Origin of the sequence: Paenibacillus intestini, assembly GCF_030803945.1 — a bacterium.
In the GTDB taxonomy this organism is placed as follows: Bacteria; Bacillota; Bacilli; order Paenibacillales; family Paenibacillaceae; genus Paenibacillus; species Paenibacillus polysaccharolyticus.
In genome coordinates this window covers 169,119-182,221 of record NZ_JAURUN010000008.1, presented here as the reverse complement: position 1 = coordinate 182,221, position 13,103 = coordinate 169,119, and the positions used below count along the sequence as shown (strand labels likewise).

Annotated in this window: 15 protein-coding genes; all 15 read right to left on the bottom strand. The window is 49.2% G+C overall.

The genetic code is table 11. The features are described 5' to 3' along the window. Positions 1-61: 61 nt before the first annotated feature. Positions 62-778, bottom strand: coding sequence for a glycosyltransferase (locus tag J2T16_RS20485; RefSeq protein ID WP_221790785.1), 717 nt, complete (start codon positions 776-778; stop codon positions 62-64). Next, on the bottom strand, positions 775-1,716 hold the full coding sequence (locus J2T16_RS20480) for an NAD-dependent epimerase/dehydratase family protein (RefSeq protein ID WP_154985021.1): 942 nt from the start codon (positions 1,714-1,716) through the stop codon (positions 775-777). The genes J2T16_RS20485 and J2T16_RS20480 overlap by 4 nt, the downstream gene beginning before the upstream one ends. Beyond that, positions 1,698-2,525, bottom strand: coding sequence for a dTDP-4-dehydrorhamnose reductase family protein (locus J2T16_RS20475; RefSeq protein WP_145335428.1), 828 nt, complete (start codon positions 2,523-2,525; stop codon positions 1,698-1,700). Before J2T16_RS20475 ends, J2T16_RS20480 begins: the two co-directional genes overlap by 19 nt. Then, positions 2,522-3,508 carry a polysaccharide biosynthesis protein gene (locus tag J2T16_RS20470; RefSeq protein ID WP_090919276.1) on the bottom strand — a complete coding sequence of 329 codons (987 nt, stop codon included), beginning with the start codon at positions 3,506-3,508 and terminating at the stop codon, positions 2,522-2,524. Before J2T16_RS20470 ends, J2T16_RS20475 begins: the two co-directional genes overlap by 4 nt. Further along, entirely contained in the window at positions 3,501-4,592 is a 1,092-nt protein-coding gene (wecB, locus tag J2T16_RS20465; RefSeq protein ID WP_090919756.1) for a non-hydrolyzing UDP-N-acetylglucosamine 2-epimerase, read from the bottom strand. The genes J2T16_RS20470 and wecB overlap by 8 nt, the downstream gene beginning before the upstream one ends. Before the next feature lie 88 nt (positions 4,593-4,680). After that, positions 4,681-6,312: a glycosyltransferase family 4 protein gene (locus tag J2T16_RS20460; protein WP_499019133.1), complete on the bottom strand. Its 1,632-nt coding sequence runs from the start codon at positions 6,310-6,312 to the stop codon at positions 4,681-4,683. Positions 6,313-6,384: 72 nt separating this feature from the next. After that, positions 6,385-7,527 carry a CgeB family protein gene (locus J2T16_RS20455; protein WP_244159292.1) on the bottom strand — a complete coding sequence of 381 codons (1,143 nt, stop codon included), beginning with the start codon at positions 7,525-7,527 and terminating at the stop codon, positions 6,385-6,387. Positions 7,528-7,591: 64 nt separating this feature from the next. Then, positions 7,592-8,686 carry a CgeB family protein gene (locus J2T16_RS20450; protein ID WP_154891013.1) on the bottom strand — a complete coding sequence of 365 codons (1,095 nt, stop codon included), beginning with the start codon at positions 8,684-8,686 and terminating at the stop codon, positions 7,592-7,594. A 344-nt stretch (positions 8,687-9,030) separates the two neighbouring features. Then, a complete protein-coding gene (locus J2T16_RS20445; RefSeq protein ID WP_090919282.1) occupies positions 9,031-9,369 on the bottom strand; it encodes a hypothetical protein in 339 nt (112 codons plus the stop codon). 1 nt (position 9,370) lies between these two features. Beyond that, positions 9,371-9,670, bottom strand: coding sequence for a hypothetical protein (locus tag J2T16_RS20440; RefSeq protein WP_090919286.1), 300 nt, complete (start codon positions 9,668-9,670; stop codon positions 9,371-9,373). Next, positions 9,667-10,008 (bottom strand): alpha-helical endospore appendage domain-containing protein, encoded by a 342-nt coding sequence (locus J2T16_RS20435; RefSeq protein WP_145335438.1) that lies wholly within the window; start codon positions 10,006-10,008, stop codon positions 9,667-9,669. The genes J2T16_RS20440 and J2T16_RS20435 overlap by 4 nt, the downstream gene beginning before the upstream one ends. Positions 10,009-10,031: 23 nt before the next feature. Further along, on the bottom strand, positions 10,032-10,319 hold the full coding sequence (locus J2T16_RS20430) for a nucleoside-diphosphate sugar epimerase (RefSeq protein WP_090919291.1): 288 nt from the start codon (positions 10,317-10,319) through the stop codon (positions 10,032-10,034). Positions 10,320-10,664: 345 nt separating this feature from the next. After that, positions 10,665-10,997, bottom strand: a complete 333-nt coding sequence (locus tag J2T16_RS20425; RefSeq protein WP_090919294.1) for a hypothetical protein — start codon at positions 10,995-10,997, stop codon at positions 10,665-10,667. Positions 10,998-11,286: 289 nt separating this feature from the next. Beyond that, complete coding sequence (gene modB / locus J2T16_RS20420; protein ID WP_186809759.1) at positions 11,287-11,976, bottom strand: molybdate ABC transporter permease subunit; 690 nt, start codon at positions 11,974-11,976, stop codon at positions 11,287-11,289. Next, positions 11,973-12,854: a molybdate ABC transporter substrate-binding protein gene (gene modA / locus J2T16_RS20415; RefSeq protein ID WP_499019131.1), complete on the bottom strand. Its 882-nt coding sequence runs from the start codon at positions 12,852-12,854 to the stop codon at positions 11,973-11,975. The genes modB and modA overlap by 4 nt, the downstream gene beginning before the upstream one ends. Positions 12,855-13,103 lie beyond the last annotated feature (249 nt).

Sequence of the window (13,103 nt, the reverse complement as noted above, 5' to 3'; positions counted from 1 at the left end):
AGGCTACGCCAAAGAAGCCGTTAATCAGCACGCAAGCGTGGCTTCATAACGGCCTCCTTCGCTACCCGCCAAGCGTAGCAATACGCTGCAACAACGGTTCGCGGTACCTCGACCAGACCATGGACGCTTCTCTGCCGATCACGTCCGCATGACGCACCGATCCCATCCCCCCATGCCAGCGATACGCCGTTAGCGGCTCATTCAGGTACGGGAAGCGATGACCATTAAGCAGCATTCGCAGCCATAGATCCAGATCATGCGTATAAGGCAACAGTTCATCAAACAGCCCTACGCCGCTGAATAGATCCTTACGAATCATGACCGTGCATCCGTTGACCGGATTACCGCCATTAAAACGGCGTAGACAATCCAGTTCAGACATCGGCTCAGGCCCGCCATGCATTTTGGTCACCGCCGAATGTTCATTGATATAGTGAAAATTCGTATGGGAGACCAGAACATTTTCACGTTGCATGAATTCAAGCTGGTAACGAATTTTATCAGGATAAAAGAAATCATCTGAGCTCAGCCAAGCCACATAATCCCCCGAAGCATGCCGAATGCCGTGATTCAGTGCAGAGGCGGTGCCGCCGTTGCTTTTGCCAAGTACATTAATCCATGGGAGATAGGGCTGGAGCAGCTCCGCATGTCTTGTGGAGCCGTCGTTAACAACGATAATCTCGACCTCTGGATAGGTTTGATCCAGTGCACTCTGAATTGCCATTGGCACATAAGGACAATTGTAGAACGGAATCACAATCGATACACGCGGATTCATCCTGTTGTCCTCCCTTGCTGGGTACGAACATCACTCAAAATATCGCGTAGTGATGCCTCAAATGAGATCTGCGGTTGCCAGCCCAATTTGCGCAGTTCCGACATTTCCTCTTGTTTCCCTGCTCCATCCGGCCCAGATGAAGTACCATCCCAGCGGATCGGTACTTTGGCTTCTGTCATCGACATCAACAGATCAGCGATCTCGCCAAGGCTCCGTTCCACCCCGGACACCACCGGATATACGGTTCCGCTGGTGCCATGCACCAGTAAGGTAGCATACGCGCGAACCGCATCCCGTACATCCAGAAAATCACGTGTATTATCTCGCCCGGATAGACGAAACGCTTCTGTTTTGCCCGTCTGCTCACAAGCAACCACATGGCGGGCAAGCAGAGAGCAGATGCCCGTAGAGGGCCCGGCACCAATCAGATTACCCGGTTCTGCCAGCATGATCTGCTGACCGAACAGGGACTTCCAAGACAGTGATACCATCTCTTCCAGCGCCTTGCTCAAGCTGTATGGATGTGGTGGCTGGGGTATGCGCCCAGGTTCCGGTGTGTACTTGAGTCTGGACCCTACAATTACCGTTCTCGCCTTCGGACAGATGCGTAGAGCATCCAGCAGGTATAGCACCGCCATTACGTTCGTTTCTAGCACTAACAGTGGATCAGCCCAGGAATCCGGTACCGAGTTTTTGCCAGCGAGATGAAGCACATAATCCGGCTCGATCTCCTGAATCAGTTCACGAACTTGTTCCTTATTATTGAGATCACAGACATATACGTCCACGTTTTTACCAAACGAATATACATCCGGCCGCCTTACAACGGCCACAACATCCGCACCGGCACCTTGAAAATAGGTTACAGCATGTCGTCCTGTAAAACCGGAGGCGCCTGTAATCAGTACTTTTTTGCCCGTCAGCTCTGCTCCATCCATAATGCCAGCTCCTTCAGCATAGTTGAATAGTCCGGCAGGTTTGTCTTCACATCCTCACGGGTGGATACCAGCGTGCGATCCTGAACCATGCTATCATCCGGTATAATCTTCACATCCTGTTTATTCCAGACCTGCTGGAACAATACAAGCAGATCATGTTTGCTGACTGGTGCAGGATGAGCAAGATGGATCAGGCCACTGACTGGAGAATCCAGATAATGGTCTACCCATTTGGCAAGTTCAAGTGTGGTTACGCCATTCCAGAAGACACGTGTGTACCCGCCGACCTCACCCGTGCTGGACATAAACCACTGCATCAGACCGATACCACCCTGCCGGATTTCAGGTCCAATAATGGACGTCCGTATCGTTAGATGCCCTTCATCCTGTACTTCACCGAGTGCTTTCGTAATCGCATAGGAGGACGTACCGTCCGTCACATCGTCCTCCCGATATGCTCCGCGATCACCGCTGAATACACAGTCTGTGCTGATATGGATTAGACGTGCACCAATGGAATCGGCCATCCGCCGCAGGCGATGCGGCAGAAAACCGTTGATATGATAGGCACCAATTTTATCTTCATCCGCGAAGCTGTTCAGCACACCAACCGCGTTAATGATGACGTCCGGGTGCACCGCTTCTACAAGCCTGTCGACCATGAAGCTGTCATTCACATCCAGGATCAACCCATTCGGATCAGTCACGTCCCGCGTGGTGTAGAAGACGCTGTGCACACCTTGACGGCGGAAATAGTCGACCAGAATATGGCCGGCCATTCCGTTTCCCCCAAGAATCAGCAACTTCATGATAGAAACCCTCCGCGCTTCAGAATTTCACGAATCTCTTCTTTGGTCATAAGTTGGTGCTCGGAACTAAAGCTGCTGTATGGCACCGGTGGGCAGTTGGTGTAATGTTCACGCAATCCTGGAATGCCGAGCGTAGGCAAAATCACCAGATACTGTTCGTCGTAGACAACCGTCGTCATGCTCTCGAATTCACTCATCAGAATTTCATGGATTTTCTCACCTGGACGAACGCCACGTTCTACAATCGCTACGTTTTCAACACCGGAATCTTCAATGAGAACCTCGGCAAGATCGACAATCTTGCATGTTGGCATCGTCATAACAAAGATTTCGCCGCCAACACTTTCTACCGAGGCTTTGAACAGAAGTTTGATCGCGTCCTTAAGTGTAAGGAAGAACCGGGTCATGCCCATATCCGTAATGGATACCTGGCCTTTTTGGCGAATCTGGTTTTTGAACAGATGCACTACACTGCCGTTGGTGCCGAGCACATTGCCGCCCCGTACCGTGACAAACTTCGTATCACTATGAAGCAGGTTCGCATAAACAATCAATTTCTCACCGATCGCCTTGGTCATTCCATAGAAGTTTGAAGGATTGGCCGCTTTGTCGGTCGAAATATAGATGACTTTTTTCACTTTATTTTCAATCGCCGCTTCAATGACATTCTGTGTGCCGATCACATTTGTTTTGAGTGCTTCATACGGCTGGTCTTCACATACCGGTACATGCTTGAGTGCAGCCAGATGGAAAACATAGTCCACATGCTGGCAGGCTGCCGTCAAGGCATCCTTGTCACGAATATCACCAATGCGGAAATGAAGGCGCGGGTCTTCAAAATCACGACTCATCGCTACCTGACTGGACTCGTTGCGAGAGTACACAATAATTTCTTTTGGCTGCTGGGGCAACAGTTGAGCGACAAGCTCATACCCCCATGATCCCGTACCGCCAGTCACGAGTATACGCTTATTTTCAAACATGCATTTTCCCTCCAAGCAGAAATTTGACCACTTTACTGGACACATCTGTTGCCTTGTAACCTTGCGGACAATCCCAGTCATTTGGCAGTTTTGTCATCACGTTCACACAATCCGCAATGCGCGCGGCATCCAGGCCGGAAACCACATTGCTGCCACAGTCTACCGTTTCCGGACGTTCTGTCGTGCGACGCATCGTTACGGTAGGCACCCCCATGATGCAACATTCCTCCTGAACCGTTCCGCTGTCTGTGAGCGCACAGCGTGCATGTCGCTCCAGCATGACAAAGTCGAAAAATCCAAACGGCTCATGGAATTCCACCAGCGGATGCATCTCCAGCTGCAGATGTTCAGCAATACGAATCGCTGTTCGCGGATGAATGCTGCATATCACGCGTTGCCCATGTTCCTCCGCGACTTGATTTAGCCCTTTCATAATCTCCAGCAGATGAGGAGGGTGATCGACATTTTCAGCTCGGTGAGCGGTAACGAGAAAATATTGTCCGGGCTTCAGCTTGAGTTTTTTCAAAATTTTGCTGGCATTGACCTGTGGACCGTAATGTTCCATTACCTCGTAAATCGGATTGCCCGTAAGCACAATGCGGCGGCTAGGCACACCTTCACTGACAAGATGTTTCTTACTTTGTTCGGTGTATGGCATGTTAATGGTCGAGATCGCATCAATCACGCGGCGGTTTTTCTCCTCTGGTACATCCAGATCGAAGCAGCGATTGCCAGCCTCCATATGAATTACCGGAATGCCCATACGTTCAGCAAGTACCGCACACAATGCACTATTGGTGTCTCCAAGCAGGAGCAATTTGTCAGGCTTCTCTTGCTGAATTAAATCTTCCATTTGAGTAAACATGGAGGACAGCTGTCGCCCCAATGAGGCAGCCTCATCCTGAAGAACGTAATCCGGGGCACGCAGACCCATTTCCTTGAAAAAAAGACCGCTGAGACTTTCTGTGAAGTTCTGTCCCGTGTGCACCAGAATATGTTTGGACGCATACTGGTCCAGCTTGGAAATGATCAGGCTGAGTCGAATAATCTCAGGTCTCGTACCCAGCACCGTCATGATCTTCATCGTCATCCCTGCCTTCTGTCGTGTGTTAGAAACCCCTTTTCTTGTATTAAAGTCCCTCTCTTTTAACGTGCATTATGAACCTTGTCTATTACCGTGACTTGGAACCTTTGCGTGCCGTCCGGCTACGTCGTCTGTTCCTGGGAGAGCGTCTGCGAGTGGACAAATTCGAGGCAGATGTGTGCCGCCTTTTGACTTTACGAGTACGAGCCGAACGGCTCTTCTTCCCGGTTTGAATCGTTCGTTTCAACTCTTTGAGCTTGCGGCGAGAAGTGGGAACCTGTTTTTTACGATGGCGTTTACCTACAAGAATTTCTGGCTCAGTCCGTTGATCTTCTTCGCGGGGTTTCCCTGCCCCCTCTCCCTGCTGTGTTACGGTTATCGGAGGCAACGAAGAACGAGGAAGAAGCTGTACAATACTCTCTGGAAGCAACAACGTTCGAATAAGGGCCGGATCGGGATTCATCACTGTACGCAGTCCGCCTTCTCCCCACGCCAGCACAGGACCACTCGGTGGCTGGATATATGTGAACCATCCGGGAAAACGCAATAACCACTGTGTGACCATCGTATGCAACTTCACCCGGTAGGTTTCGATTCCGTACAGCTTTTCCGCTTCTGTCCGGTTACGCCATCCGGTATCGGAAGCAAGCTCGGGATCATTCAGTAATGTCGTAGCCAGCGTAACGAGTGAATCACTATCCCCAGGCGGAGCCAGAAATGCACCGCTACCTACGGATTCCATCAATTCACTGAGGCCACCCTGGGCAAAAGCGATGACTGGTTTGGCAAAATAAAGCCCCTCCAGCGCAGTCATACCGAAGCCTTCTTTTACCATGCTGGGAATGACCACAATATCCATTGCGGAGTAGGCCAACGATACATTTTCCTCAAACGTGGTAAACGTAAAGCGCCTTGCATACCCGGAGCGTTTCACCTGATAAACACATTCGTCGTAATACTTTTTGTCTGACGGTGCGCCTATGATCCAGAAGCGACAGCGTGAATGGGCCTCACACAGCTTCAGTGCCATATCAACAAAGGGTTTTAATCCTTTGGCATCATATATAAAGGAAGAAATATAACCGATACAGGTGTGCGAAGACTTGAATCTAAGCTCCTTACGTTTTCGCTCACGCAGATGAAGCCAGCGGTCCGGTGCAGGCAGAGCAGGCTCCCATGTCGGAGGAATAATCGTCACCCTGTCACTCATACCTGCTTGTTTGAACGGTAACGCTGCCGTCTCGGAAATCCCGATAATCCAGTCTGCATACCGGCCAATCATCTGGATCGTTTCAGGTGTATGCTCATTCGTTTGAATAATCTCGGTAATTTTCCAGATGACTGGAATCCCGAGCGATTTTGCCGCTACAGCAGGCATGACATTCACGCAGGTATTAGTCAAAACCATATCCGGCTCGTGACTTCGGATCAGCCAGAGCGCATCCTGAAATGCCGGAGTGTGCCGCAGATGTTCCGCATCTTGTGCAATCCCCTGATACGGTGTGTACACACCATGAAGCATCGGCAAATTACATATATGAACCTGAATGCCAAACCTTCGTGCGAGCCCGGTAAGTTTCCCTTCCTGCGGCGCAACAAGCACACATTCAAAGATCGTGCCAATCTCTCTCATAAAATGAAGCAAAAGCTTCTCCGCTCCTGTAATACTGCGGGTATTACACACATGGGAAAACAGCATCAGTTTTGGTTTCATTGCCATGGCCGCACACGGACCCCGTATACAACAGCCAAGCTGATACGGGGCACTGTGCACACCTCCTCCTGGCCGAGATTAAGGGAATATAATGCTTAGCAACTCATTGATTCTTCGATCATACGTGTGATCTTTTAATGTCCGTTCAAGCCCACGCAGGGCAATCTCACGCCGCTCTTTCTCATGTGCGAGGTAATAATCGACTTTCTCAAGCATTTCTTGCGGTGAAGAATACGTTTCGATCTCTACCCCTGGTTTATAGAAACGCGCCAGATCGTCGCGCGCATCGGTTAACTGCAATGTTGTGCTGGCGGCAATCTCGAACGTTCTCGGGTTTGGTGAGGCTGGCGGAATTTTGATCTGATTATTGTTGACTGAGTCATCCTCATGGGAGCGATGCAGATTGATAACGATTTTGGTGCCGTTGTACACATCATTTGTTTCTTGAGGACTCATCCAGCGACCCAGCTCAATTTTCTCGCCATAAGCCGTATAGTCAGGCAGTCGATCCCACCAGATGCCGTTAAAGACTGTATTATGTGACATGAGTTGCGGCATAATCGGGTTGAAGAAATATACGCGGTTCCAGTATGCCGAGCCGATAAAGCTGACATCTCTTTTCAGTGGGGAAGGGGTTGTGATTGGGAAGTAGTGGTTCGTAAAAGCGGCAAAAGGCATATAATGCACGGATGCGCAGCCATGCTGGCGATACAGTTCTACACAATTCAGTTCCAGTGTGAATACATGATCATAATGCTTCACGATCTCCAGAGTCATATCCGTATAATACGGATCATCTGTGAGCCAGATCGCCGTCTGAATACCCGCTTGGCGTATGGCATCGATCTGCTCGATAGGGATATCCATCCCGTCCAGCACAAGCACCAGGTTAGGACGGGTTTCCAGTGCAACTTGAGAGACCGGCTGGCGAGGATCAGACAGCGTCACCTGAGCAACCATCCCCTGTAGCGTAGACATAATGGCTTCATCCAGCGGAGAGTAAGGGAAGCCTTTACCCGAAGAAACATAGAGCACATGAAGTTGCCGGAAAGGTAGCGGCTCCTGAGCACAATTTACAATATAGTTGGCGCGGCCCCGCAGATACCCTTCTTCTTTGCCTGCGTCAAATCCGGCCTGCCTTCCATTTTTACGAGCCTGATCTGCCAGGCTGAGTATAGGTGGTTGATGAACCTTTCTGGTTTTACGGTGTTTGATAGACATACCGCCACTCCTTTTTATTTGGGATAACGTTGCTTCCTGAGGTTGCCCTTCCACTGAAGAGACACTACAGATGTCCTAACAACTCGGTAATGCGGCGGTTAAACGTATGACGATTCATGGTAGTGAGCAGACCTCGCCAAGCGAGAGTCTGGCGTTCTTCTTCATGATGCAAGTAATAGTGGATCTTGCGCTGCAATTCTGCCGCTGAGGAGAACGTTTCAATGTCATACCCTGGCTGATAATAACGGGGCAAATCTCCGCGAGTATCGGTAATCTGCATCGTGCCACAGGCACCGATCTCATAGGTGCGCGGATTGATCGATCTCCCCTGTAAATGATGGGTGTTTCGATTATCCTCACCATTCTCGCAAGTTCGGTGTACGTTAATCACGATTTTGGCGCCATTGTAATAATCAACCGTTGCCTCCGGGTCAATCCATCCTTCGTGAATGAACTGCCCCAGTACATCCAGCCGTGCCAGCCGATTCCACTGACTTCCGGCAATGAACACTTTTTTATCCGCAAGGTAAGGTGCAAGCTGATTAAACAGATCAATCCGGTTCCAAAATCCAGTGCCAATAAAGCAAACATCGTATTGATATTGCGGCTCGGTGCGGCGCGGATGATACATGCCTGGATTTACTGCCAGTGGCATGTAAATGACCCGCCTTGCTCCCTGGTTTGTGTAGAAGGGTACAGCTGCCTCTTCATGAGTAAACACGATGTCGTAATGCTGACAGATGGTCGCAGTATCCTCCGTGAAATAGGGATCATCGACAAACCATACCGCCGTTCGAATCCCCAGTTCACGTATTCCCTTCACCTGCTCCAGGTGATTCTCGGGAAATACGTGCAGACCGTTCATCACAAGAACAACATCAGGCCGGTGTTGGCTGGCTTCTTGCAACATCGCTGCTGGCGATCCAACAACGCATTCTCGAACCGACTGTTGCAGTGCCAGAATGACACCCTGATCAATGGCATCGAATCCCTGCGGGATATACAGTACCTTCATGTCCCGCAGGGTCGGTTCGAACGGTTGCACCCGCTCCATGATGGCCTGACAGCCGCCAAACCTGCGGCCTTCTGCATATCCGCCGCGGTAGGCCGCCTCCGCTTCAGTCAGCGGGCGGTGTCTTCGTTTTGCCACATTCTTCACCCTGTCTTCCTTCAAGGAGATCTCATTCCTGACTCTCCACGAGATTGGTCTTCCCTCTAAAGGATATGCCTCGGGGTCAGATGCATCATGGACGGGTGTCCTGCAAGGCTCAAAATTGGCGTCTGCCCTCCATGTTCGCCTGCACGGGCATGTCCGCTACTGCGGTCATGCAAATAGCCCGGAGGGATCTGTCCCTCCGGGCTGTAGCCTTAACCTGTATATTCTCCATAAGCAATCATCGAGATATGGTTGTCATTCGCTTTTTTCTTTAGCCGAAATATCCGGATCATCTGTATCTTTTATAGCATTGTCAGTATTAGCTATGTCTTGAACAACTCCATCGATTACTGCGCTTTGTATGCCAGTTGATGTCCGTCCTCGAATCCCTTGGCGAAACCCGCGTTGAATCCCTCGTTGTACGCCTCGTTGTATCCCTGACTGTACGCACTGTCCGGGTTTGGATCGGTAGGGGTAACCGGGGCGACAGGTCGAACAAGTTTTTTGTTCCGGTGCCTCTGCACCGTACGTTTCTTTTTTTTCAGCCACGCGCTACGTCCTTTGCCAGTGCGCTTGTGAACGACACGTTTAGATTTCAGCGCACGCAACTTGCGGATCTTACGCAAGCGGGCACCACGCGCTAATAAAGCACGTTTGGATTTTAATCTGGACTTCTTTTTTAACATATCAGCATTCCTCCTGTAGGTCCCCGGCGGTACGAACGACACATCCGGGGTCTTTGAGCCAAGGCAGACCCGGCTCCCCATGGCGAATTCGGGCCAGCCTGATCCCCGTGATCATACGAGACATCTCTTCCTGATAACGACTAAGCAGACGTATATTCTCCGCGAGACTGCGAGCGGATACTTCCGAATGAGAAGACACACTGGCTACACTGTCCAGAATGCGGGCGAGCGCCTGCTGACTATGTGCAATCGATTCGATGAGTGCCAGTTTGACCTCCTGCTCACGCTGCAACAGACTCATTTTCCCAGATCCCCGAGATCCATGCCGCCAAACATGCCCCCGTCCATTCCGCCGCCATCTTCGCTGTCATTCTGGACCATCACAGCTTTAAGGTTGTTGCACAGTCCCGTTTCCATGCGCGTTAATCCTTCCAGCAATTCCACCAGTTGCTCATGCATTTTAAGAGGTTCACCAACCTGATCGCCATGAGTTAAAAAGCTGTCCCCGTTCAGATGATTCAGCGTCCAATTCCGTACTTTTTCCGCCTCAATGGCTTTGGCTTCCAGAATTAACGCAATGTTCCACTGCATTTTGGCTGCAGCATCCAGCATTAGAATGAGACTTTGTTCTCTGCTCATGTTTCATCACCCGCCTTCCGGGCCTATTCTTCCTCTTGTACCGCGATCTCCCGCATAACCTGGGTCAGCGTCTCAGCCACAGCTTCTTCCAGATCCGCAAGCCCTCCCAGGTAGGAGATAATGCTTTTGTTAATCTGTCCCGAGCTGTCCAGCAAACCTTCAACCCCATCTAGTTCCGGCTCGTTATCCGGCAAATGGTGAATGATCTCCGACATGCGCACAGCAACCTGACGTTTGGCGTCCAATACCCGTGCAATCTGCTGGTGGGAATGCGCGATATGATTAATAATTTCATCGATTTTGCTCTGCATGGTGCTCCTCCTTTCGGTTAAGGCCTGCTTCACCCATAGAAAAAAACCGGCCTATCAGCATTTGCCTGCTACAGCATATGCCGGGCCGGGAGCGTCAGTTACTCCAGCTTGCGCCTATATCGTTAAATTGCATAATCCCCATATCCTATGAATTACTTGGCTTCGATGTCCTCAAATTACATACTTCTGCCAGGAAAATAACAGCTGAGGAAATGACTAGGGCAAACTTTTATTCATAAGCAAAAAAGCCACTCTCCTGGACTGAACAGGAGAATGGCTTTGTTCTTGAATTGGGTAATTCATCGTTGTACTTCAAAGTAGTATTTCAATGTTGTTTACTTCGTGCTATCTGCGACTTGCCCATTTGATTTTACGTGCCACTTCCACTCGCTGTAGTTGCAAAACGCCAACACGTTCTTCAAACTTCTTGCGTTCATCCACAGAATGAGCGGCGTGGATCTGATGACACAGACCTGTTAGTTTGCTGTTGATATAATCGAATCTCATCCATAATTCTTCTTCAGGAGTATGTTGCTGCTCCGGTGCCGTTTGAAATATTTTGAGTTGCTGGATAAGGGACTGGCGCCATTCCTGATCTTGAATTTGGATGGCAAAATGCAAAAGATCCAGATAATCATCGATTTGCAACGATATGTCGCAATCAGGTTTAGTCTTCATCGTCGTCTCTCCTTATTTCAATGCTTGGCTGGAATCAGTTACCTCCTATTTTACAGGAACAAGCCCATGGAAAGCGAGTGCTGAAAGGTAAAATTTCGGGAAAATATTTGTTTTTTTTCGTTCAAAAGGGCTTTACTTTTCCATAATGATGATTTTCATCCCTTTTGAGGACATATGTCATCAGATTCATAATAAAAACCCGCAATCCGAGAATAAATTCTCTGAGCGGGTTTTATATCATTTTGCCTATTACAGCAGATTATTACCAATGATTCGCAAGTTATTTAAACTAAAAGGATGCTTTGCTATCGCGCTGCTGTCTCGTCATAAGTAACATTAGAAAAGAGATGATCACAATCGATATCGTCCAAGCCCAGGCCATCGTCTGATTTCCTGAATCCACAGCGACATAAATGGCCGTTGGCACCGTCTGTGTTTTGCCTGGGATATTGCCAGCGATCATCAATGTTGCGCCAAACTCCCCCAGTGCACGGGCAAAACCCAAAATAAAAGCTGTCATCAACGCTCTGCCTGCCAGTGGCAACGTAATGTAGCGGAAGACCTGCCATTCATTAGCTCCAATCGATCTGCCTGCATCCTCTAGGTCTCGATCCACCCCGTTAAAACCGGATTTCATCGTCTGATACACCAGTGGGAAGGCCACAACGACAGAAGCAATGACCGCAGCCCACCACGAAAAAATGACAGGGGCCGAAAAGATCGCCTCGATCCAGCGTCCAAGCAGACTTCTGCGACCCAAAATAACCAGTAGCAAGAATCCAACCACCGTTGGAGGAAGCACAAGCGGAAGCATCAGAATCGTTTCCAGAAAAATTTTGCCGCGAAATGTAGTACGTGACATTTTCCAAGCGACAGCTACCCCCACTACAACCGCTATAACGCTGGATAACAACGCCACCTGAAGGGACAGACGCACCGGGGGCCAGAACACGGACCAATCGATCGCGTTCATATTCATTTCGGAATCGAAAATCCGTATTTCGCAAAGATATCCAGCACTTCAGGTGTTTGCAGATAAGCATAGAACTGTTCAGCTTCCGTGCGATGTTTCGTACCTTCAATGATGCCTAGCGGATAATTGGCAGGTGTGTAACTGTTTTTATCTACTTCAAACGCAATCTTTACCTGCTTGGAAGTCAGCGCATCGGTTTTATACACAAAACCTGCATCCGCATTACCTGTTTCTACATATTGAAGAACCTGTCTTACGTCTTTGCCTTGAACAAGCTTCTTCTCAAGCTGATCCCAAAGCTTCGCATTGGTCAAAGCTTCCTTCGCATAAGTACCTGCAGGTACGCTCTCTGGAATGCCAATGGCTACCGTTTTGATGCCATCATTCGTTAAATCCTTCTCACTGGTTACTGCGCTTGTCCCATCCGCCGGTACAATAGCTACCAATGAATTTTGAAGCAGGTTCTTCTGGTCGCTTAAGGCAATCAGGTTCTCATCAACCAAGGCTTTCATATTTTTCGCAGACGCGGATACAAAAATATCTGCCGGTGCTCCCTGCTCAATCTGCTGCTGTAATGCACCGGACGCTCCGAAGTTAAAGCTCAGGCTGATATTGGGATTGGCTTGTTCAAAATTCGTCTGGATCTCCTTCATTGCATCGGTCAGACTTGCTGCAGCGGATATCGTCAGCTCGACTTTTTCCAGTGGCTCAGTCGCTGCCGGTGTTGTCTTTTCACCGGATGCCGCTGGTGCAGAAGCTGCTGGTTGAGTTGCGGAAGAAGCCGCATCTTGCTTGTTTGTGTCTGTGTTGGCTCCGCAACCAGCCAGTACAAGCGCCAGCCCCAGTGACATAGTTCCAAGTACATATGTAATTCGTTTGTTCATTTGTTCTCCCCCATATTTATGTTTAATATCATGTTTAGTTATAACTAGATATAATTGATTATAACTAATTATACACAGAACATACGAAATAGGAAGGTGACATTAATCACATTCTACATCCGAGACAATATGTCAGCTTTTTATTGTGCGTTCTAAGGTTTATGCGTGTCTTCAAATAATGGTATAGTACAAGAAACGCCATTGTATCGATGGGAATAAGAATTAGAATATGAGTGGACTACACATATA